Annotated in this window: 16 protein-coding genes; 13 read left to right on the plus strand and 3 right to left on the minus strand. The window is 46.9% G+C overall.

Going from position 1 to position 22,369, the window contains the following annotated elements; translation table 11 throughout:
• The first annotated feature begins 284 nt into the window (after nucleotides 1-284).
• The 8 genes from purM to NV379_RS18015 all read left to right on the plus strand — a co-directional run bounded on the left by purM (nucleotide 285) and on the right by NV379_RS18015 (nucleotide 15,299).
• Entirely contained in the window at nucleotides 285-1,328 is a 1,044-nt protein-coding gene (gene purM, locus NV379_RS17980; protein WP_258208726.1) for a phosphoribosylformylglycinamidine cyclo-ligase, read from the plus strand.
• A gap of 3 nt (nucleotides 1,329-1,331) precedes the next feature.
• Nucleotides 1,332-1,955, plus strand: a complete 624-nt coding sequence (gene purN, locus NV379_RS17985; RefSeq protein WP_258208727.1) for a phosphoribosylglycinamide formyltransferase — start codon at nucleotides 1,332-1,334, stop codon at nucleotides 1,953-1,955.
• A 67-nt stretch (nucleotides 1,956-2,022) separates the two neighbouring features.
• Entirely contained in the window at nucleotides 2,023-3,564 is a 1,542-nt protein-coding gene (purH, locus tag NV379_RS17990) for a bifunctional phosphoribosylaminoimidazolecarboxamide formyltransferase/IMP cyclohydrolase (protein ID WP_258208728.1), read from the plus strand.
• Between the two features lie 717 nt (nucleotides 3,565-4,281).
• Nucleotides 4,282-5,553 carry a phosphoribosylamine--glycine ligase gene (gene purD, locus NV379_RS17995; RefSeq protein ID WP_258208729.1) on the plus strand — a complete coding sequence of 424 codons (1,272 nt, stop codon included), beginning with the start codon at nucleotides 4,282-4,284 and terminating at the stop codon, nucleotides 5,551-5,553.
• A gap of 307 nt (nucleotides 5,554-5,860) precedes the next feature.
• Entirely contained in the window at nucleotides 5,861-10,129 is a 4,269-nt protein-coding gene (locus NV379_RS18000) for an endo-alpha-N-acetylgalactosaminidase family protein (RefSeq protein ID WP_258208730.1), read from the plus strand.
• Nucleotides 10,130-10,285: 156 nt separating this feature from the next.
• The gene (locus tag NV379_RS18005; protein ID WP_258208731.1) at nucleotides 10,286-12,052 is read left to right on the plus strand and encodes an SWIM zinc finger family protein; all 1,767 of its coding nucleotides are present in this window, start codon (nucleotides 10,286-10,288) and stop codon (nucleotides 12,050-12,052) included.
• Nucleotides 12,049-15,084 carry a DEAD/DEAH box helicase gene (locus tag NV379_RS18010; protein WP_258208732.1) on the plus strand — a complete coding sequence of 1,012 codons (3,036 nt, stop codon included), beginning with the start codon at nucleotides 12,049-12,051 and terminating at the stop codon, nucleotides 15,082-15,084. Before NV379_RS18005 ends, NV379_RS18010 begins: the two co-directional genes overlap by 4 nt.
• 14 nt (nucleotides 15,085-15,098) lie before the next feature.
• The gene (locus NV379_RS18015) at nucleotides 15,099-15,299 is read left to right on the plus strand and encodes a hypothetical protein (protein WP_258208733.1); all 201 of its coding nucleotides are present in this window, start codon (nucleotides 15,099-15,101) and stop codon (nucleotides 15,297-15,299) included.
• Between the two features lie 24 nt (nucleotides 15,300-15,323).
• On the opposite strand, the gene NV379_RS18020 is transcribed toward NV379_RS18015, so the two are convergent.
• Nucleotides 15,324-15,488, minus strand: coding sequence for a hypothetical protein (locus NV379_RS18020; RefSeq protein WP_258208734.1), 165 nt, complete (start codon nucleotides 15,486-15,488; stop codon nucleotides 15,324-15,326).
• Nucleotides 15,489-15,937: 449 nt separating this feature from the next.
• A complete protein-coding gene (locus NV379_RS18025) occupies nucleotides 15,938-16,372 on the minus strand; it encodes a thiol-disulfide oxidoreductase DCC family protein (RefSeq protein WP_258208735.1) in 435 nt (144 codons plus the stop codon).
• 60 nt (nucleotides 16,373-16,432) lie between these two features.
• Between NV379_RS18025 and NV379_RS18030 the strand changes: the two genes are divergently transcribed.
• A complete protein-coding gene (locus tag NV379_RS18030; RefSeq protein ID WP_258208736.1) occupies nucleotides 16,433-17,572 on the plus strand; it encodes a DUF3048 domain-containing protein in 1,140 nt (379 codons plus the stop codon).
• 10 nt (nucleotides 17,573-17,582) lie between these two features.
• Here the strand turns inward: NV379_RS18030 and NV379_RS18035 are convergent, their stop codons facing one another.
• Nucleotides 17,583-18,161, minus strand: a complete 579-nt coding sequence (locus NV379_RS18035; RefSeq protein ID WP_258208737.1) for a hypothetical protein — start codon at nucleotides 18,159-18,161, stop codon at nucleotides 17,583-17,585.
• A gap of 248 nt (nucleotides 18,162-18,409) precedes the next feature.
• On the opposite strand from NV379_RS18035, the gene NV379_RS18040 reads away from it, so the two are divergent.
• The 4 genes from NV379_RS18040 to rlmD all read left to right on the plus strand — a co-directional run bounded on the left by NV379_RS18040 (nucleotide 18,410) and on the right by rlmD (nucleotide 22,127).
• Nucleotides 18,410-18,700, plus strand: a complete 291-nt coding sequence (locus tag NV379_RS18040; RefSeq protein WP_258208738.1) for a YerC/YecD family TrpR-related protein — start codon at nucleotides 18,410-18,412, stop codon at nucleotides 18,698-18,700.
• A gap of 183 nt (nucleotides 18,701-18,883) precedes the next feature.
• A complete protein-coding gene (locus NV379_RS18045; RefSeq protein ID WP_258208739.1) occupies nucleotides 18,884-19,675 on the plus strand; it encodes a sirohydrochlorin chelatase in 792 nt (263 codons plus the stop codon).
• 21 nt (nucleotides 19,676-19,696) lie between these two features.
• A complete protein-coding gene (locus tag NV379_RS18050; RefSeq protein WP_258208740.1) occupies nucleotides 19,697-20,653 on the plus strand; it encodes a diacylglycerol kinase in 957 nt (318 codons plus the stop codon).
• Nucleotides 20,637-22,127: a 23S rRNA (uracil(1939)-C(5))-methyltransferase RlmD gene (gene rlmD / locus NV379_RS18055; protein ID WP_258208741.1), complete on the plus strand. Its 1,491-nt coding sequence runs from the start codon at nucleotides 20,637-20,639 to the stop codon at nucleotides 22,125-22,127. Before NV379_RS18050 ends, rlmD begins: the two co-directional genes overlap by 17 nt.
• The last annotated feature ends 242 nt before the right edge of the window (nucleotides 22,128-22,369 follow it).

Below are 22,369 nucleotides of genomic sequence, written 5' to 3' on the forward strand. Positions count from 1 at the left end.
GTGAGCATAGATGCATAACGGAGTGAAAAGATCGTTAGTGATTGTCTCAAAGAAGGTGTGGCTGGTGAGGAGGTAGGGGGGCTGGCGAAGAGCAGCATATGTCCTGGAGAGCGGAAGCGATCCGCCTTTGAAATCGTGAAAATACCATAAATCCAATTCAAACTTCACGATTTCAACAGCGGACGAAAGGATATATGCAGCTCGCAGTAAGCCACAACCCACCTCCTCACCAGCCCCCGCACGAACCAGCTATTTTTCAAAAACAAATTTGGGAGTTGAACGAAGTGTCCGATGCGTACAAACAAGCCGGCGTCGATATCGCGGCAGGTAACGAAGCAGTTGAGCGTATGAAAAAGCACGTGAAGTCCACGATGCGTCCTGAAGTGATGGGTGGACTTGGCGGATTCGGCGGATTGTTCGGCCTGAATAAAGATAAATATGAAGAGCCTGTTCTCGTATCAGGAACTGATGGCGTAGGCACGAAGTTGAAGATTGCTTTTGCTATGGATAAGCATGACACCATTGGTATTGATGCAGTTGCGATGTGTGTGAACGATATCGTCGTGCAAGGCGCTGAGCCGTTATTTTTCCTAGACTATCTCGCATGTGATAAAGTTGTACCTGAGAAAATTGAAGCTATCGTCAAAGGTGTTGCAGACGGCTGTGTACAGTCCGGTTGTGCGCTGATCGGCGGCGAAACGGCTGAAATGCCGGGTATGTACGCAGAGGGCGAGTACGATATCGCTGGATTTACAGTTGGAATCGTAGACAAGAGCAAGATGATCGATGGTTCCACAATTGCAGCTGGTGACGTTGTGCTTGGACTTGCGTCTTCTGGCGTTCATTCCAACGGTTTCTCCTTAGTACGTAAGCTTTTGCTTGAAGATAAGGGCTATACGTTGCACGATGAAATCGCGGAGTTTGATGGCCAAAAACTAGGTGATGTTCTTCTTACGCCGACACGTATATATGTGAAGCAAGTTTTGGCGATGCTAGAGAAGGTTAAAGTTAAAGGTCTAGCACACATTACAGGCGGCGGTTTTATCGAAAATATCCCTCGTGTGCTGCCAGTAGGTGTTAACGTGGATATCGAGTATGGCTCATGGCCGATTCTACCGATCTTCGAATTGATGCAACGTGAGGGCAATATCACGAATCGTGACATGTTCACCACGTTCAATATGGGAATTGGGATGATCATTATCGTTCCAGCTGAAGAAGCAGACGAAGCGATTCGTATTGCAGCTGAGCAGGGCGAAGTGGCTTACAAGATCGGACAAGTGACAACAGGTGATCGCATCGTGACGTTTACAGGAGCGGTGGTCTAGTCCATGAGCGAGTATCGGATTGCGGTATTTGCTTCGGGTAGCGGCTCGAATTTTACAGCGATTGAGGATGCAATTAAGCAGGGAAAGCTTGAAGTATCGCTATCTCTGCTCGTCTCCGATCGTCCGAATGCACCTGTCGTGGACAAAGCAAAGCAGGCGGGAGTGCCTGTTTTTGTTTTTCAACCGAAGGACTATGCTTCACGCGAGGCGTATGAGGAAGAGATCGTGCATCAGCTTCATGAGCATCAGATTGACCTGATCGTGCTGGCTGGTTATATGCGGCTCATTACGAGCAAGCTCGTTGAACCTTTTTACGGCAAAATCATCAATGTGCATCCTTCGCTACTCCCTGCTTTTCCTGGTATGAACGCTGTGAAACAAGCACTGGATTACGGTGTGAAATTAACGGGTGTAACTGTTCATTTGGTTGATGGTGGGCTAGACAGCGGCCCTGTTATTGCGCAGCAAGTGGTTGAAATTAACGATGGCGATACGGAAGAGATGGTACTCCATCGTGTGCATGAAGCAGAGCATCAGTTGTATCCGAAGGTGATTAATTGGTTTAGTAAGGGGCAAGTTCGATTAGAAGGTAGACATGTTCACTTGAATACGACTCATCCGTCTTGATGGGGTGGGGATGAACACAGACATAAATTAAAAATAACGCAACACATAACACAGGAGGTTATTAATAATGGCAATCCGCAGAGCGTTAATCAGCTTATCTGACAAAACCGGTTTGGTCGATTTTGCACGTGAGTTGGTGAATTTAGGTGTGGAGTTAATCTCTACTGGAGGAACGAAATCTTTACTTGAAAAAGAGGGCTTACCTGTTGTCGGCATCTCCGATGTGACAGGATTTCCTGAAATTCTAGATGGACGTGTGAAGACCCTTCACCCGAACGTCCACAGCGGACTGCTTGCAATTCGTGATTCGAAGGAGCATCAAGCGACGATGAAGGAACTTGGCATTGACTATATCGACCTCGTCGTGGTCAATCTGTATCCTTTTGCAGAGACGATTGTGAAGCCTGATGTGACATATGAAGATGCGATCGAGAACATCGATATCGGTGGACCAACAATGCTGCGTTCAGCGGCGAAGAACCATGCGTTCGTGACGGTTGTTGTGGATAATAGGGACTATGCGAAGGTAGTTGAGGAAATTCGTGCGGGCGGCGATACGACGCTGGAGACACGTAAACGTTTAGCAGCTAAAGTATTCCGTCACACAGCCGCTTATGATGCGCTAATCTCGGATTACTTGAGCGAGCAGCAAGGGGAAGTGTTCCCTGAACGCTATTCCGTCACTTATGAGAAGGTTCAAGATTTGCGCTATGGAGAAAATCCGCATCAGAAGGCGGCATTCTATCGCAATCCGCTTCCTGTTGCAGGCTCCTTAACATCTGCTGAGCAATTGCATGGCAAGGAATTGTCCTATAACAACATCAATGATGCGAATACAGCTGTTCAGATTGTAAAAGAGTTCAGCGAACCTGCTGTCGTAGCGGTAAAACATATGAACCCATGCGGTGTTGGGATCGGAGAAACGATTGTGGATGCGTATCGCAAAGCGTATGAAGCAGACTCCGTATCGATCTTCGGCGGCATTGTAGCCGCTAACCGTACGATTGATGAAGCGACAGCACAGCTATTACATGAAATTTTCTTAGAAATCGTCATTGCACCGGACTTTACGACTGAGGCACTAGATATCTTAACGAAAAAGAAAAACATCCGTCTGCTTAAATTAGACGTTAACGCATCTGCAAGCAAGGCGAAGCCTGTTATTACATCTATCGATGGCGGTATGTTGGTCCAAGATCGTGATGACTACGCACTTACGGAAAGTGATCTAAATGTTGTGACTGACCGCAAGCCAACTGAAGAGGAAATGAAGCAATTGCTATTCGCTTGGAAAGTCGTGAAGAACGTGAAGTCCAACGCAATCGTACTTGCGGCAGATGACATGACAATCGGTGTAGGAGCAGGTCAAATGAACCGCGTTGGCGCAGCACGTATTGCTATTGAACAAGCAGGTAACCTTGCACATGGAGCAGTTCTTGCTTCAGACGCGTTCTTCCCAATGGGCGACACTCTTGAGATCGCCGCTAAGGCAGGTATTAAAGCCGTGATTCAACCGGGCGGTTCCATCAAGGACGAGGAATCCATCCGCGTTGCGAATGAGCATGGTATCGCGATGGTGATGACGGGTGTACGTCATTTTAGACACTAATAGTTAGGATGGCCGGGTGCTGTTGGGAAAGGTGGTAGCTCTTAATAATCGAAGCTCGCCATTTGACCTAATTAGCACCATGCTTACTGGATTTATATAAGGATAGTTTTTCATTGAGGACTAAGAGGTCAGAGTTACGAGAGTTAGGTTTAACCGCTTAGGATTTCATGTTATCGCTTAGGCGATTTTAGACTTTGGAGTGATTCATGATCAGGTTAGGGAGTCTTGTGATTAGTTTGGTCGAGTTAAGAGATAGGGATTTATAGATTGCACGATTGTTAGATGATCTTGAAAAAGAGATTCAGAATAAAGAGATAGAAACAAGAAGAGTTACTAGATCTAAGATTTTAAAAGAAATAGGATGTAGCAGAAGGTTTAATAGAAATATGTTTATGAAAAAGATTAGATCGAAGATGGTCAGAAATTGAGCGCGTGTGGTTTACTGAGATATGGAAAGATGTAGCGATAGTAACAAAGTAGAGATATGAATGAGTGTTTAAAGAACTTGAACTTATTCTTTTATAAAAAAATACGAGCATGTGTAAAAGTCGAACGTAGGGGAAAAGAAGTAACTGCAGGAGCGATAGCGTTCGCCTTTGAAATCGTGAAATTACCACTTAGTCAATTCAAACTTTCACGATTGAGACAGCGGCCGGAAGTTACTTCTTTGGACCGAAGTAGTTAGACTTTTACACATGCTCTCCCCCAGGAGGCACAATGCGAATACTAGTCATAGGAAGAGGCGGGCGTGAGCACGCGATCATCTGGAAGCTCAGCCAAAGCCAGAAAGTTACGAAGCTGTTCTGTGCACCGGGTAACGGCGGAATCGCTGAACTTGCGGAGTGCGTGCCGATCAACGAAATGCAGTTCGAGCAAGTAGCACAGTTCGCTAAAGATCAGCAGATCGACCTCGTCTTCGTTGCACCAGATGATCCACTAGCAGCAGGTATGGTCGACTACCTAGAAGCGCAAGGCATCGTCGCGTACGGACCGCGAGCGAATGCCGCATTAATCGAAGGCAGCAAGAAGTTCATGAAGGATCTACTTGCGAAGTACAACATTCCAACAGCAGCTTACGAAACTTTCGATAACTACGAGGCAGCACTTGCTTACCTAGAGCAACAGTCTGCACCAATCGTGATCAAAGCAGACGGTCTAGCTGCCGGTAAAGGTGTAATCGTCGCACAGACGATGATCGAGGCAAAGCAAGCTCTTACAGACATCATGCAGGATCAAGTATTTGGCGCATCGGCAGGGGCGCAGGTGGTCATCGAAGAATTCTTGCAAGGACAAGAAATGTCGCTGCTTGCATTCGTTGAAGGTAATACGGTTCGCGTTATGGTGCCTTCTCAAGACCACAAACCAGTCTTTGACGGTGACAAAGGTCCAAATACAGGCGGCATGGGCACGTACTCCCCTGTTCCGCACATTGCCCAGTCCATCGTAGACGAAGCCATTGAGACGATTGTGAAGCCATGTGCGCAAGCATTGGTACAGGAAGGTCGCCCATTCAAAGGCATTCTGTACGCAGGACTCATGATCACACCGGAAGGCAAGCCGAAGACAATTGAGTTCAACGCTCGTTTTGGCGATCCTGAAACGCAAGTTCTGCTTCCACGCTTGAAAACAGATTTGCTAGAAATCGTACTTGCTACTATCGAAGAACGTTTGGCTGATCTACCTATCGAGTGGAGCGAGGATTCTGCGGTATGTGTCATTCTTGCATCTCCGGGATATCCAAGTGAGTACCCGAAAGGTTTGCCAATCACAGGTTTAGACCAACCTATGGAACATGCAGTTGTGTTCCACGCAGGGACAGCTCGCCAAGCAGATGGTTCCATCGTTACAAGTGGCGGCAGAGTACTCGGTATCACGGGTATCGGACGCGACATTGCAGAGGCTCGCGAGAGAGCCTATGCAGCTGCGGATCGCATTCATTTTGACGGAAAACATTATCGTACGGATATTGCGATGAAAGCACTTCGCTAGTAAGTTTACTTTTGAACAAAGTAACTATTAAACCATCTCATAAAGTGATATTAGAGAAAAAAATAGAATAGTAGATAAAGAAATAGGGAGAAACATTGAGCGAACGGATAGCAAAAATCGTCGAAGAGGGGTTGTCGAAACATGACAATTTCCCTCTTTTTTCATTCATTGACGAGCCTTGAAGCGAGCGTTATGATGGGGGTATTCCACCGTCCAAAGGGGGATAATTGTAATCTTGAATTGAAAAGCTGCGCAGAATCGGCACATTCGGTTTTCAAATCTTTGAAAATGAAAGGATGGTAGATTCATGGCAATGTCTCGTTTATCGAGCAAAGGGTTATTATCCAAAATGGCAATATTCCTCGGAGTGATTCTGCTCTTACAAACACTTGCGGCAGGAGGCTTCATCTCAGATAAATGGCTGACTAAAGTTGCACATGCAGCCACGCAGACGATTGAATCCACTGATCTTACGGTCACGCTGGACGATACATTCCCGAAAGTTGTCCAGTACCAGTGGAAAGCCAATAACGCGCTACTATACGGACAAGAAGACGCTTTAACTCAGGTAAAAATTAACGGCACGTTGTACACACCTACAGTAACTTTCTCTAAGACCGCAAACACAGCCACGTACATACTCAACATCTCCTCTATCAATGTCATCATTACAATTCAAATTAAAGTTATTCAAAACACCGTAGAATTCAATGTTACGAATATTAGTGATAATGGAAGCACGAAAGTAAGCAGTTTCGAGATTCCGAATCATAATTTATTGTCAGTTAGAAGCAACCAAACAGGTGCGGCTTTTGCAGGTAATCGTATGTACGTCTCAACAACAGGAACTGGCGATACGATGCTGAATGTAACAGGCACGCCTACAGCAGATAGCACTCCACAAGGTTATATGTATGGTTTCTTGAACACGAACCAGCTAAGCGCAGGTTTATGGACGAACAGTGTCTATGATTCTCCATCTGGTGCAACTGCTAAAGAAAACTCACGTGTGATGAAGCAGACAGTCAATAAGACGAGTTACTACCGGACTGGTTTGTGGAGTGGCTCATGGCTCTATCGTGCAAGCGGATCGACGCAAACTGAACCTCTGCCTAGTGCAAAAATTGCAATTGCTGCTGATCGCAACGGAGACGGAACCGTTAATTGGCAAGATGGTGCGATTGCCTTCCGTAGTATTATGAACAATCCGTTAGGCGCAGATCGTATTCCGCAGCTAGTCGTGCAGCGCATCCCGATGAACTTTGCCAGCCAAACGACACAACCGTTCTTGAAAACGCTCGACGAAACGAAGAAAGTATATCTAGCAACCGATGGACTTGGGCAGAATGTGCTGCTAAAGGGCTATGCTTCTGAAGGTCATGACAGTGGACATCCCGATTACGGTGGTAACATTGGCGTGCGCCAAGGTGGTGCGGCAGATATGAACACACTGGTGAATGCTGGGGCTGTGTATAATGCCGACTTCGGCGTTCATGTGAATGCAACCGAGTCGTATCCGGAGGCGAAAGCGTTTAGTGAAACATTGGTCAACAAAACATCCCCAGGGTGGGATTGGCTAGACGCTTCTTACTACATTCGCACAAGGGATGATGCGACATCGGGTAACCGATTGAGCAGATTCCAACAATTGAAGAATGATGTGCCTGGTCTCAAATTTGTTTACTTAGACGTGTGGTACGGTGACGGATGGGAAAGCCGCCAAGTAGCACGTGAGATTAATCAGCAAGGATTCCGCCTAGAAACCGAGTTCCCAGACACGCTTGAATATGATTCTACGTGGACACACTGGGCTGTCGATTATGCTTATGGCGGTACAACGAACAATAAAGGCTTCAACAGCCAAATTGCTAGATTCATTCGTAACCATCAGAAAGATGCTTGGATCGCTCGTGATCCACTTCTCGGTAGTGCGGAGATGGCCGATTATGAAGGCTGGCAAGGTCGGGTTAATTTTAACAGCATGATTGAAATGACATTTAATACGGATCTTCCGGCAAAATATTTGCAGAACTTCCCGATCACGCGCTGGACTTCGAATACGGTAGATTTTGAAAATAATGTGAGTGCAACGAACGCTTCAGGAACGCGTATCATTACGAAAAATGGAGTGAAGGTACTCGATGGCACGAAGTATTTGCTCCCATGGGAACCGATTAATGAGACGAAATTGTATCACTGGAATTTAAGTGGTGGCTCCTCGACATGGACACTGCCTGCAAGCTGGAGCGGGCTTAGCACAGTGAAGCTGTATAAACTTACGGATCAAGGCAAGCAGCTCGTCGGCGATCTGCCAGTAACAAGTAATCAGATTACGATTAATGCGACAGCGAAGACGCCTTATGTCATCTACAAATCAACAGCCCCTACAAACACGATATCCAATTGGGGTGAAGGTACACGGGTCAACGATCCAAGCTTTGAGAGTGGCGGGCTGTCGAACTGGACAGTAACTGGAACTGGTGCTGCCGTACAACGCAATACGAATGGTCAGTATGAGCTCAAAATTAGCAGTGGTGGTGCAACTGTAGGTCAGCAAATTAGTGGCTTATCGCCAGGGACGTATTCAGCATCTGTCTCTGTTCAAGTCGATGGCACACGTCGCGCTTCAATTGGGGTGAAAAACTACGGTGGGGTTGAAGTAACGAATTACACCGATTCATCCATTGCGACGAACTATATTCAAGCTGATTCGAAAAAAGGTACGAAAATGCAGAAGATGCGAGTCCTATTCGATGTACCTGCAGGTCAGTCGACGGCTGACTTATACCTAAAGGCTGATAACGGATCAGCAGTTGTCACGTTCGATGAGGTACGTGTGGTACCGACTGTTCGGGCTGCAAATCCTACAGGGGCTTACTTGGCAGAAGATTTTGAACATGTGGATCAAGGCTTATTCCCATTCGTCAAAGGTGCGGCTGGTGGTGTGAATGATCCTCGTACACACTTGGCAGAGCTTCATGCTCCTTTTACACAAAAAGGTTGGAATGGCAATGCGATTGATGATGTGATCAGCGGTAATTGGTCGCTTAAAGCTCATAAGGAAGCTACAGGATTGCTATTACAGACGATTCCACAAACGCTTCGTCTCGTTGCAGGTAATACGTATAAAGTATCGTTCAAATACGAAAGTGCGGTAAATAACAGCTATGCGTTTATCGTGGGCGATGGAACGACTGAGGTATCCTCAACGAATATTGGACTTGCGACAACACCGACCGTATTCTCGAAAACTTTCACAGCGGCTGCTTCTGGCAATGGATGGGTTGGACTTAAAAATGTGAATGGGTCAAACTCGGACTTCGTCCTAGACGATCTGCTCGTGGAGGACTTAAGCGGCCCTGTTCAAATTCCGGATGTGCCATCCAGTTTGTCAGCTGCAGCACCAAGCAGTTCGCAGATCAATGTGACATGGACGGGTTCTACTGGGGCAACGAGCTATGATATTGAAGTAGATGGAACGATTGCAACAGGTGTATCGAGTCCTTACTCGCATGTGGGTCTGACTGCTGGCTCCACTCATATGTACAAAGTACGTGCGGTTAATGCGGCTGGCATAAGTGCATGGAGTACGGCCGTGGTTGGAACAACGATGACGGTCGATATGCAAGAAATTCCACGTACTCAAATGACAGCAACAGCGACAAGTCAGGAGACTGTGAATGAAGATGCATCAGCATCGAAAGCGATCGATGGAAATAGCGAGACGTTCTGGCATACGAAGTGGGATTTGTCGAACCCACTCCCACAATCGATCACACTAAACTTAGGTGGTAATTATCCTGTCAAGCAGATCAAGTACTTGCCACGCCAAGATGGTGGTCAGAACGGGAATATTACAAGCTATAAGCTATATACGAGTACGGATGGCGTGAATTTCACACAAGCATCAACAGGAACTTGGGTGAACGATACAACTGAGAAAACAGCCGATCTTCCATCACCTGTGAATACTGGATATGTGAAGCTTGAAGCAACAGCAGGTACAGGAGGTTGGGCTTCTGCAGCTGAGATCAGTGTGTTCCAGCTTCCAGGCACGAATCCACCAGCGAGCTACACGCAGGATTTTAGCAATGGAATCGGAGGTTGGAATGTTGTTAGCGGTTCGGGTTCAGCTTCCTTGCAAAGTGGTGCACTCCGAGTAACTGCGAACAACTCTAGTACGATCGTTGTCGATAGCAGTTCCCCTTCTAAAGCAGATGGAACTTATGAGGTCAAAGTGACGCCGCAGAACACAGCGAATCGTGCAGGAGTTGTATTCCGCTACAATTCACCCACTGATTGGGCAGGGATTGTCTATGATACCGGAACGAACTGGTTCTGGGTCAACGGAGCTGGAGGCTATGGCTCAATTACATCAACGGGTCCTGCACTTACGAATGGCATAACAGCAACGATCAAGGTGCAGTATGCAGGTTCGAATATTACGGTATGGGTGGATGACACGCAAATTTACCAAGGTGCGATCAGTCAACTACCTACGGGTGCTGGTAAAATCGGCGTACGTAGCTGGAATGCAGCGATTACGAATTATGATGATGTGGTGTACTCAGATTAAAAGGTTGTTAGCCCTGAACGTCAAGGAGAGTCTTGATGTTCGGGGCTTTTTTTCGTATGAGGAGGGTTATTTTTACAGGAAGAACATATGTGTGTATATTTCCTATGGACCTAGCCCCTTATGGTATAATTGGAGGAATAGGCAGGAGGAACGGATATGAGTCAATTAATCATTGCGGAAGAGAAGCTGGAGCAGACAGCAGATGCGATTCGCGCCAATTATAATATGATTATTTTGCTCCGAGGTTTGGAGTATCACGTGAAAAAAGCGGTCATGCACATGACCTTAATCCATAAAGGTTCAGCACTGCGTGCGGTTGTTCGAGGTACGGATCGATATGAAGTTGTCCTTGATTTGGAACAGTTCGAGGAAAGCACTTGTGAATGTCGTTATGATGATGGATATTGCAAGCATATTGCCGCGGTATTTCTTACTGCATATGCACTGCAAGGCAAGCGTCCTGAGCAATTCGTCCAGACCTTCAAACAAGCACAGGCAGGTGGTGCGTCCCGTTTATCGACTAGAGAGTCTTCTCCGAATAAGGCAAAGATACGTATGGCTCAGGCGGATGAAGAAGTGGATTATGTCATGGAGGATTTCCTTCAAGATGGTGGAACGGTCATTGGATCTGGGCAGAAAGCGAGTAAGTCAACTGCAAGTACGCGAGTGGATCGTGAAACAGAGGAACTACAACCAGCTCATCTTGCAATACCAGTCCCGCAGGAGACGGATCGTCCTGATCAGTGGCATGCTTATTACGGGATGCGCTGCGGCGGGTATTTGAAGCGGGATGGGAATGTTCAGTCTTTCTATAGTGAGGTGACTAAAGAGCTACTACCACTTGCTGCAAACTGGCAGCCTGATCTTCGCTCCATCTATGAACTGCACGTTCTACTCTTTATTGAGAGTGAGATTCAGCGCAGCTTCTTGCGGTTAGGGCGAAATGCACACACCTATAATTCGTACTACTATCAGAACATATATGAACTTGCAGCGGATCAGACGGAACGCGCGATTGTGAATTTGGTCAACGAACTCGATATAGAGCGTGCACTTACGAATCATTCGGATTATATCCAGCCGATTGCAGATGTGCTTGCGGAGCATACATTTACGATTGATCGATCACCTGTCGATTGGCTGAATCTGTATCGATTCTTATGGGGAAATGTACTGCTGCGACGTGCGTGGGGAGAAGCAGAGATTGCAAGACTAGAGGAGCAGCGTAGCAAGTATGCATCAGATCGGACCTTAAGCGAGAAGTATGGACTTGCGCTTGCGCATTTTGAATTTATGAATGGTGAAGACGAGAAAGCGATAGAGCGTCTGGAACCTTTTACACATAGCGACAAAATATTTACGCATATATGGCCATACTTGCAATCTCATCTTAGCCAGGAGCAGTGGGAGAAGTTGTCGTTATGGCTTGAGTATGTAGCACAGTTTGTAGAGCGATCTTACGGCAAGGATTGGGAGATGTTCTGCTCCTATTGGCATAAAGCGGTGGAAAATGTGCCGGATAAAGGGAAGCTAGAGGCGATTATGCTGTCGCTGCACCCACGCTCGTTCTTGTTCTACACAGGTTATTTAACCGATGAGGAGCGATGGCAGGATTGGGTGGATGTCCATCTGTATCACGGTGTCTCACCACTGCAAGCGGATAAATTCACGCTGAAAGCCATTGAAAAAGCAGAGCCGAGTCTACTGCTGCCGATGTATTTTCAAACGGTAGAGATTTGTATCAGCTTGAAAAATAGAGATGCGTACCGCCTTGCTGTACGGATGCTCAAGAAAACACGGACGATCCACAAGAAGCTGAAACAAGAGCATAAGCTTCAGCCATACGTTGATTATTTGACGAAGCAGCACTCACGCTTACGTGCCTTCCAAGAAGAATTGCGGAAAGGAGGCTTCATTTCATGAGAGATAAACAACACGATAGTGAGATTGCTTTCGCTTCTGTAAAAAGATTGGAAGATGGCACATTCTTCATCTGGGTGGATGAAGGACAAGCCTCCAATATGACGCTGCTGAAGCATCGCTTGTTCGGGTGGCATCAAGCTTCGTTCTACGGGACGATAATTGAAGTGCGAGAACTCGATCGCAAACAAGGCGTCATACTGCCTCCTTATCTCGCAATGGATTATTTGGCACAAACAGCGGTGGTCAAAGCGATGGAGATGGAGTGGAGTGAAGAACTAAGCTTACTGCGCCGTGCAGCTGCGATTATGCGAAGTGCATTAGATGAGGGGTTGTTCGGACCTGACCACAGACAATGGGAGACTGGCGTTAAAGGCTGGAAGCTCCTACTTACAGGTGCACAGAAGCGAGATTACATGCAGATCGAGCATGAGGCTGTGCATATAGGTGTTGCGTATTTGCAAGATTGGTTTAATCAAGCTGTGACGGAACTGATCACGAATCTTCCTGCTGTAAGTCGAGTGTGGGAGCAGTTAAATGACGCTCACCCTGCCTTGCGGAAGGAGCGTGTGGCCAAGTCGAAGTGCGATTCAGCAGAGCGGGAGATTCAGCAAAGTGATTCTAACTTGGGAACCGTGGAAAGCGAACTAGTGATAGGATCTACGCAGGAGCAGATGCCTTCACCAAGCCCCCACCTATGGGAAGATGAGCACGACTGGCTGGTCTCCATTGGTTGGAAGCAGGATGACGTACCGTTTATCATGGGTCTCCAGTTGATCGAACCGGATATGGAGGACGATTGGGGACTGCGGGTTATTTTGCAGGATAAGAAGGTTGCGGATCTCATTATGGAATGCACCCTTGAAAAAGATGGCGACAGCTATATCGCGCACCCTATCGAAGGAGGACTTCCTGCACACTGGCAGCCGCATGCGGCAACGAAGACTGAGCGTGAAATTCGCAAATGGCTTGCCGCTGTACCATGGCTAGAAAGTCGGAATCGGGACGGATCTGTGCGAACAACGCTGAGCGAAGACGATGCTTGGAAGTTCCTTGATGAGGGGAGCATTCAATTGCTTGAAGCAGGCTGCTCTGTGTTCTTGCCGACTTGGTGGGAGCGGGTGCAGAAGCTGAAACCGAAGTTAAAGGCGAAAGTTGCGCAGACTGTCGGCGCACCGACGAACTCTTTCTTCGGCATGAAGCAGCTGATTGAATTCAACTGGAAGCTGGCGATTGGCGATACGGAGCTCTCAGAAGAAGAGTTCCGAGAATTGGTGCAACGCAAACGACGGTTTATCCAAATTCGCGGTAAATGGGTGCATCTGGACCCAGCTTCGATTGAGCAAATTCGTGAGATTATTAAGCAAGTGGAGAAACAGCGCGGACTATCATTCCAAGATGTACTGGAGCTGCACTTGTTGGAAGAATTACCTGAAGATCCATTCGATCCGGATGCGGTGCATGCGCAGGAGCAACAAGTCCAGATGCAAGTAGAACTGAATGATCACCTGCGTGAGATGGTGGCTAAATTACATGATCATTCGCAAATGCCGATTTATGACGCGCCGTCGGGATTGAACGGAAGTTTGCGCAAATACCAGCAAGAAGGGCTGTCATGGCTGATGTTCCTACGGCAGCTTGGCTTAGGCGGTGTGCTGGCAGATGATATGGGACTTGGTAAGACCATTCAATGGATCTCCTATTTGCTAACAATGAAGGAAAAGGAAGATGTGCAAGCTCCTGCGCTCTTGATCTGTCCGACGTCCGTACTTGGCAACTGGCAGATGGAGCTTGAGAAATTCGCGCCGTCGATTAAGGTGCACATGCACTATGGCGCAAGTCGTGCGAAGGGGGCGGCATTCATGGAGGCCATTCAAGAGGCGGATGTGGTCATTACGTCATACACCCTCTCACAGATGGATGAGCCTGAGATGTGTTCGGTCACGTGGAGTTCATTATGTCTAGATGAAGCGCAGATGATCAAGAACGCGTATACGAAGCAATCTGCGGCGATTCGTCAAATCCCTGCCGATCATCGAATTGCGCTAACAGGTACACCGATTGAGAACCGATTGACGGAGTTGTGGTCGATCTTTGACTTCGTAAATCCGGGGTATCTTAGCACGCTGCACGATTTCCGCAAACGGTATGTAAATCCGATCGAGAAAGAGCAGGATCAAGGCTTGATCGAGCAGATTCAGAAGCTCATTCAGCCATTCCTGCTGCGTCGCATTAAGAAAGATCCGAAGATCCAACTTGACCTTCCTGAGAAAAATGAGATGAAAACCTACGTATCACTTAACGCGGAGCAGGGTAGTCTGTACGAGAACCTCATTCAAAATATGCTGGAAAAGGTTGACGAGTTGACACCGATGGAGCGTCGCGGGTTGATTCTAGCAACTCTAACGAGGCTGAAGCAAGTGTGCGACCATCCATCGCTCTTGGTGCAGGAAGACGTAGAGCTTGGTGAAGATTTGCGCTCTAACAAGCTGGCGAGATTGATCGAGATGATTGGAGAATTGCGATCTGAAGGGGGAAAATGCTTGATCTTCACACAATTTGTGAAGATGGGGCACTTGATGCAGTCGGTTATCGAGCGTGAGCTTGGCGAGAAGGTGCAGTTCTTACATGGTGGCGTTCCGAAAGTGAAGCGGGACGAGATGGTGGCTCATTTTCAAAAAGAAAATGTGGAGGGTGAGGAGTCTTCTGCGATCTTCATCTTATCACTTAAAGCAGGTGGGACGGGGCTAAACTTAACCGCCGCGAACCATGTATTCCATATTGATCGTTGGTGGAACCCGGCGGTGGAGAACCAGGCGACAGATCGGGCATTCCGAATTGGACAACGGCGCGATGTGCAGGTGCATAAATTCATTACACTAGGTACGCTTGAAGAGCGAATTGATGAGATGATTGAGCGCAAGCAAGGATTAAGCGAGCAAATTGTCGGTAGCGGCGAGGGTTGGATTACGGAACTTTCGACGGGCGAGCTTCGCGAGCTTTTTGCATTACGGAAAAAATGGATTGATACGTAGAGGAGGGATTACTGATGATGAACGAGTCTAACTTGGATGCGCAAGAGGTAAAGACAACGCGTGCACGGGGAAAGAAGAAGCTGTCTCCGGAAGAGCTTGAGGTACAAGCAATCGAAGCTTTTGTCGAAGAGTCTGACGCAAAACATCTGAAACATGCAGATGATCCTTGGAAAGCTTTCTACTATCAGGTTCATAAGGCTGTAAAAGGGGATTAAGCGTTAACGAGACGATCATGTCGTCTAATCGGCAGCTTTCTCTTTCTCATGGGGATCGACGGTCTCGGTCTCATCTTCAAGTTCGTATTCGCTCTTGTGGGCAAGTATCCAGATCGTTGCGATGATGACACCGCTAATTAGCACGACTGAGAGCCAATTGACTTTAATCCAAGTTAACCATGCAGGCATAATGGGCACACTCCAATTGGGACATAGTTAAGAGTAGTGTGTCCTTTATTACATTTTAAATAATCGGGTTGTACTTCCAAAAAATGACTTTATTTCCGCGTGACAGTATTGTAAGCTTAATGTAATCAAGATCGATGGAGCGACTGCTTCTAAATATCGTACACTAGTCTCGTAAACAACGATTAAATCGAACGAGGAGGATGGTACGTATGAAAAAGTTTATCGCAGAATTGGTGAAGGTGACATTCGGAGTATTGATCCTTGGACGTAGTTACGTCGAGGAGATCGAACTTGAACAACAAATCGTGTCAATTCGATAGATCGTAAGGTAAGAAGTTATGAGACAGATGAGTGCAATCAGACATAAAGACATAAATATAGATGCGTTATACTAGCGATGACCGAACACTTCAGACAGAGGGGTTCGGTCTTTGTCGTATTATAAGAAACTATTCATTCAAAAATCGCTGTTTCAGCTCTGGGGTTGGCATCATGCAGGATTCGGCTTGTCCGAACCAACGATAACGATTGTGTGCAACAAAATGATAAATAAGGTCACGAATTGGCTTTGGAATGACGATACCTATGTAGAGACATGGCCATAGCAGGTGAAGTTTGCGAGTTAAACGCAGTGCTGCTGAAGATTTGGTATACGCACGGTTACCCTCGATTAAGACGAAGCTGTTGAAGTCGTGGGTGGACAAGTTGTAGGATTCAAGCAGCCGCTGTCCAGCGTCAGATTGTAATGAAGCAAAGCGGAGTTTTCCAGTCGGATCGCGGCGAATCGTAAATTTAACAATGCTATTGCACATGTTGCAAACACCGTCGAACAAGACAATGGCGTTGGGATGAGATGGTGATTGTGGATCTGTTCCTGTATGCATAAGATCTGCTCCTACTTTATAAGTCTAACCCAAGCATAGCATGAAGATGAGGTGATTCCAATGGATACAGATCGTAAGAATAAGAGATTGAATACCAGATTGAATAAGAAAACAGGATGGATGCTTAGTTGTTGCACACTGTTGTTACTAGCAGGTTGTACAGGTAATCCGCAGGTAGAGTCGTCGCCTAAACCAGAAACGACGTTAAACCCTAGTCCATCCATTCATAGTACGCCAACACCTGATCCTGCAAAAGCATTATCCGCTTATACATATCCGCTGACGGGTGTTCCTCTGAGTCAAGAAGCATATGCGCAGTATGCATTGAAGTTGGTGGAGCGACCGGCAAACTTACTGTTACCTTTTGATAGACCAAGACTTGTAACAGTAGAAAATTCCCCGCAAGCGCGTCCGCAATCAGGGCTGAACAAAGCAGATATTGTGTTCGAGGTGCTCGCTGAGGGAGAAATCACGCGATTTCTAGCGATTTATCATAGTCAGAAGGTGGAGACGATTGGACCTGTGCGTTCGATGCGGCCGTATTTTGCACATCTTGGTGAGGGGCTTGATGCCGTGCTTGTCCATGCAGGTTGGAGTCAGGATGCGATGAATTACATGGAGTCTCGCAAGCTGAACCATCTCGATCAAGTGTATGGGGATGATAAGTACTACTGGCGAGCGAAAGATCGCAAGATGCCTCACAACTTATACACCTCAACCGACTTAATGGCACAAGGTTCGCAGGAGCGTAAGTTCCGAGGATTGTGGAAGGCGCCAGAGCTACATTTTGCAAAGGGACAAGGTGTAAATCTATTAAGAGATCCAGGCAGCACAATCACGATTCCTTACATCTCGGGTTATAAAGTGGCATATACGTATGATGCAGGGCGTAAGCAATACATGAGAACGATGGCAGGCAAGCCGCATCTGGATAAAGAGACGAATGAGCAATTATCGACAACCAACTTACTTATCATTGAGGCTGAACACCAAATATTAGATAAGGAAGGCCGCCGCAGTGTGAATGTGAACGGTCCAGGTCGTGGAGTCATCATGCAAGAGGGAAAATCGCAGCCCATCACGTGGGATCGTAAAGGCGGCATGATTCGTGCGTATGCGGACGGCAGCGAAATCCCTCTTCTTGCAGGAACGACATGGGTTCAGATTGTACCTCCGGGCACAAAGCTTGATATAAAGTGATTCTTAAAGATTAACGATTGGCAGCGGGTTTTTTCTTGGCAAGTGGTTTGGATGGTTTGGTGTTAGGTGCACGCTTAGTTTTCCCTGCCTTATTGGCACTGTTATTCGGTCTAGGGTTACCGTTATACACCTTGCTAGAGGTAGTTCTTCTCTTGGGTCTGCGACGTCTTGTACGTGGTGGATCGTCTAGGTCATCTTTACCTTTCTTCTTGGAAAATGTACCTAACACCATCTTGATCATCGGTGCCATCTGTTGAAAAGAGCTCATAAACCCTTGCACTTTATTCATCGTACCGACGATGCCTTCAACACCGCCCATGCGGTCGATAAATCCTTTAATTTGACCGAGGTTGAGCAAATTGGAAGCTTTGGAAGCAGCAGCAGCTCCACCACCAACTTCACTAAGTGAAACGGGTCCTCCCGTTGGAACTGGATACGGGGAGAATGATGTTTCGGCGGAAGTTGGAGCGCTATCGATGACTTGTGGGTTGGCAGGAGCTGATCCACCGCCGAACAAATTGTTGCCGAAGATACGTTGATCATCTTGCCGCTGATACGGATAGCCATCGTCTTGGTAATAATTGTTCACGGAGTTCACATCCTTCCTTCATATTTTCTGTTATAGTGTATGTGTTAGGCGAATGTTTCGTATAGACGTTTGTCATGGGTACTAGTGATTTCGTACATTTTATCTCATTAACGCATGACAATTATAAAGTTTTCACGTATTATAGGAAGGAAAACTTTTATCCGTGTAGAACCAATTAAAGTAACCTTTGATTTAGGGCTAGATGAAAGAAAGAGAAAGACCAAGTTTTAAGTAGGGGTTGATACGATATGCAACTAAAGAAATTAAATGATAAAGCAATTGACCAGCTTTTTGAAGCGATATTGACATTAAAGGATGTTGAGGAGTGCTACGTATTCTTCGATGATCTATGTACCGTTAATGAGATCCAATCTCTATCCCAACGTCTTGAGGTAGCACGTATGCTGCGTAAGGGCAACACGTATAATCAAATTGAGACAGAGACAGGCGCTTCAACAGCGACGATCTCTCGTGTCAAAAGATGCCTGAACTACGGCAATGATGGTTATATCTTGACTTTGGACCGTCTAGATCGCTAAATCTTAATGATCAGACGCAATTGCACAGAAATAACTCGCGCTAAATCCTATTTTACAACTGTAAAGTGGGATTTTTCGTGTTGAGAATAGAACTTCGTACGTACCTCGCTACTCCCTTACATTGACATCTTGGGAACGTTTGGATAGCATGAGGGTAATGGCTGAATTCGGAGGGAATAGTAAATGAGACGAAAAGATGGCGTGCTCATAATCGCTCACGGCTCTCGAAGTGAAGAGTGGGTGCAGCTTGTCGATGAGATGGCTGCTCTTGTGAAGCTGCCATCAGGCATACCGCATGTGGTCAGTTTCTTGGAGCTTGTAGAGGGTCGCAGCATTCAAGATGGCATCGACGAGCTAACGCAGCAGGGTGTCTCGGATTTCATTACAATTCCTTTATTTATATCCAAAGGGAGTACGCATGTGCATGAGATTGCGAGTGCACTTGGCGTACATACGCATACATTAGTAGAAACAGAGCTTGCGCCGTATCAGGTGAAGGGGACGGTTCATTACACTTCTCCGATTGATGATGACCCCACTGTGGCGGGTATTGTCTGGGATAAGCTTCGTCCGCTTTCTGTAAGTCCAGCTGAGGAGGTCATTGTGCTTGTTGGTCATGGGAGTCCACATCCGGGATTTTATGAACAATGGGACGATGGTTTGCGTCAGTTAGCTGAGCGCGTAAAAGAGCTAGGCAGATTTGCGGCATGTGGTGCCGCGATGTTAAGGCCAGATCAATTACGCGAGCAAGTCATAAAGTGGCAGCTTGATAGACCAGAGCTGACGGTGCTCGTAGTGCCTATTTTCCTAAGTGAAGGGTACTACACGAATCAAGCCATTCCGAAGCGACTGGAAGGTTTGAATTATCGATATAATGGTCAGACTTTACTGCCAAGTTCACAGCTTGCGAGCTGGGTGGAACGGCAAATGATGCAAGTGCTAACGCAAAGTAACGGTGTAGCTGAAGGTATATAGGAAGGTAATAGGTGATAGTTCATGGCAACAAAAAGAGCAAGATTAATCTATAATCCGTCTTCCGGTCGAGAGGAAATGCGTAAGCGTCTGCCTGAGATTTTGCAGCGACTTGAGCAAGGCGGTTTGGAAACTTCGACACATGCCACAATCGGTGCTGGAGATGCGACACTTGCTGCTCAAGATGCGGTAGAACGTGGATTTGATGTCATTATTGCGGCTGGTGGAGATGGGACGCTCTATGAGGTAGTCAACGGAATAGCCGAGAGAGAGAACAGACCGAAGCTTGGCATATTGCCGCTTGGTACGACGAACGATTTTGCAAGAGCACTCTCCATTCCTAGGCACTGGAAGGCTGCTTGTGATCTGATTATTGGCGGCGAATCGCGCAGTATCGATATTGGTAAAATTAACGATCGTTACTTTATCAATATTGTCGGCGGGGGTTCCATGACGGAGCTAACTTATGAAGTGCCAAGTAAGCTCAAGACGATGCTCGGTCAACTGGCTTATTATATGAAAGGACTTGAGAAGCTGCCGCGGTTTAAACCGATAAACATGCATATCAAGTCTGAAGAGATGGAACTACACGAAGATGTGATGATGTTCCTGATCGCGAACAGCAACTCGGTTGCTGGCTTTGAAAAATTAGCACCAGACGCAAGTCTGAATGATGGACAATTTGATGTAACGGTTCTGCGTAAATGTAATCTGGCTGAATTTATCCGTATCGCGACGCTTGTGCTGCGCGGTGAACACCTGCACGATCCGCATATCGTACAGTTCAGAACGAGCCATGTGGAGATTGAATCTCCCGACTATGTGCAATTGAACTTAGACGGTGAACTTGGCGGCATATTGCCATGCGTGGTGACGAACCTACCATCTCACTTGGATATCTTTATTGATCCATCTGGTCAATCGACCTACATGAAACCAAGTATGATTCGCAGGAGGTTCCAGCATGACAACGAAGAGTAGCAGAGGCAAGCGAAGTGGAAGCAGAGGAAATAGAAGAGAAGACAAACCTGTCGATCTGTCTCATCTACCTGTGGCAAAGAATGAAGAGTATGAAGCCGAGATTATCGGCATTGGACATAACGGTGAAGGGGTAGGCCGTGTAGACGGCTTTACCCTTTTTATTCCTGGGGCACTTCCAGGCGAGCGTGTGCTGGTGAAGATACTCAAGCTGAAGAAGCAGTATGGGTATGGGAAGCTACTGAAGGTACTTGAAGCAAGTTCAGAGCGCGTGAATGCATCATGTGAAATATATGATAAGTGCGGCGGCTGTCAATTACAGCATCTGGATTATGAAGCGCAAATTCGCTGGAAACGTCAGTTTGTCGTAGACAATCTGGAGCGGATTGGGAAGCTGAAGGTGGCTGGGCAGGATGAAGCTGATGATAGTGATGCGTCTAAAGATGGTATCGTCGTGTATCCGACGCTTGGGATGGAAGATCCTTGGCGCTATCGGAATAAGGCGCAAGTGCCGATCGGTGAAGAGCAAGGCGGTCTTGTGGGTGGATTCTACGCGCAAGGCAGCCATCGCATCGTCGATATGGACAAGTGTCTGATTCAGCATGAAGATAACGATGAAGTCATTACGAAGATCAAGGAAATCGGTAATCGCTTAGGCATTACCGCATATAACGAAGAAACACATGCGGGACTATTACGACATGTTGTCATTAAGGTTGGTTTCACCACAGGTGAGATGATGGTTGTCCTTATAACTAACGGATCACGAATCCCGAATCAAGAGCAATGGATTGAAGAAATTCGTGAGGCGCTTCCTAAAGTTGTGTCCATTTGTCACAACGTGAACAAAGAGCGCACGAATGTGATCTTTGGTGCAGAGACGCGTGTCATTTGGGGACAAGAGCACATCTATGACTATATCGGTGATGTGAAATTCGCGATCTCCGCGAGATCGTTCTATCAAGTGAATCCGATCCAGACGGAAGTGCTGTATCGCAAGGCACTGGAATATGCAGCGCTGTCGGGGGATGAAGTTGTAGTCGATGCCTATTGCGGTATCGGGACGATCTCATTGTTCCTTGCGCAGCACGCAAGCAAGGTGTACGGCGTTGAGATCGTGCCTGAAGCGATCGCGGATGCGACTCGTAATGCAGAGCTTAACGAGATCACGAATGTGAGCTTCGACGTCGGTGCGGCTGAAGATGTGTTCCCGAAGTGGTACGACGCGGGAGTGCGGGCTGATGTAGTGGTCGTCGATCCACCTCGTAAGGGTTGCGACGAGGCGCTCATCGAGTCGATCCTCGCAATGCGTCCGAAGCGCGTCGTGTATGTGTCGTGTTCGGCATCGACACTGGCACGCGATCTGCGGATGCTTGAAGATGGCGGGTACGTAACGAAAGTCGTGCAGCCGGTGGATATGTTCCCCCATACGGTGCATGTGGAGGCAGTTGTGTTGTTGGTGAGGAGAGAAGTGTAGCCAACAATTTAAGTCTGCCCCTATCACACAAAGTCTACAACAGAGGACTTAAAGTTTGCCAATCAGCCGAGCGAAAATCAGGCATTGCCCCTGACAATCGCTCGGTTTTTCTTTTTTCAATTTTTATTTCAATTATTTCCCCAATCAATACAGCCTTCCTTGGGCTTTTCCTCATCTCATATCTCAATCTTTTCCATCTAATCCTAAGCTCTTATTCCCTGCCTATCCTCCTGCCCTTAGTT

It is taken from the genome of Paenibacillus radicibacter (assembly GCF_024721995.1).
Taxonomy (GTDB): domain Bacteria; phylum Bacillota; class Bacilli; order Paenibacillales; family NBRC-103111; genus Paenibacillus_AM; species Paenibacillus_AM radicibacter.

Excerpts from the sequence above, each read along its gene's own strand:
- purN (WP_258208727.1), top strand. The coding sequence starts at position 1,332 with ATGAGCGAGTATCGGATTGCGGTATTTGCTTCGGGTAGCGGCTCGAAT.
- purH (WP_258208728.1), top strand. The coding sequence starts at position 2,023 with ATGGCAATCCGCAGAGCGTTAATCAGCTTATCTGACAAAACCGGTTTG.
- purD (WP_258208729.1), top strand. The coding sequence starts at position 4,282 with ATGCGAATACTAGTCATAGGAAGAGGCGGGCGTGAGCACGCGATCATC.
- NV379_RS18000 (WP_258208730.1), top strand. The coding sequence starts at position 5,861 with ATGGCAATGTCTCGTTTATCGAGCAAAGGGTTATTATCCAAAATGGCA.
- NV379_RS18005 (WP_258208731.1), top strand. The coding sequence starts at position 10,286 with ATGAGTCAATTAATCATTGCGGAAGAGAAGCTGGAGCAGACAGCAGAT.
- NV379_RS18010 (WP_258208732.1), top strand. The coding sequence starts at position 12,049 with ATGAGAGATAAACAACACGATAGTGAGATTGCTTTCGCTTCTGTAAAA.
- NV379_RS18015 (WP_258208733.1), top strand. The coding sequence starts at position 15,099 with ATGATGAACGAGTCTAACTTGGATGCGCAAGAGGTAAAGACAACGCGT.
- NV379_RS18020 (WP_258208734.1), bottom strand. The coding sequence starts at position 15,488 with ATGCCTGCATGGTTAACTTGGATTAAAGTCAATTGGCTCTCAGTCGTG.
- NV379_RS18025 (WP_258208735.1), bottom strand. The coding sequence starts at position 16,372 with ATGCATACAGGAACAGATCCACAATCACCATCTCATCCCAACGCCATT.
- NV379_RS18030 (WP_258208736.1), top strand. The coding sequence starts at position 16,433 with ATGGATACAGATCGTAAGAATAAGAGATTGAATACCAGATTGAATAAG.
- NV379_RS18040 (WP_258208738.1), top strand. The coding sequence starts at position 18,410 with ATGCAACTAAAGAAATTAAATGATAAAGCAATTGACCAGCTTTTTGAA.
- NV379_RS18045 (WP_258208739.1), top strand. The coding sequence starts at position 18,884 with ATGAGACGAAAAGATGGCGTGCTCATAATCGCTCACGGCTCTCGAAGT.
- NV379_RS18050 (WP_258208740.1), top strand. The coding sequence starts at position 19,697 with ATGGCAACAAAAAGAGCAAGATTAATCTATAATCCGTCTTCCGGTCGA.
- rlmD (WP_258208741.1), top strand. The coding sequence starts at position 20,637 with ATGACAACGAAGAGTAGCAGAGGCAAGCGAAGTGGAAGCAGAGGAAAT.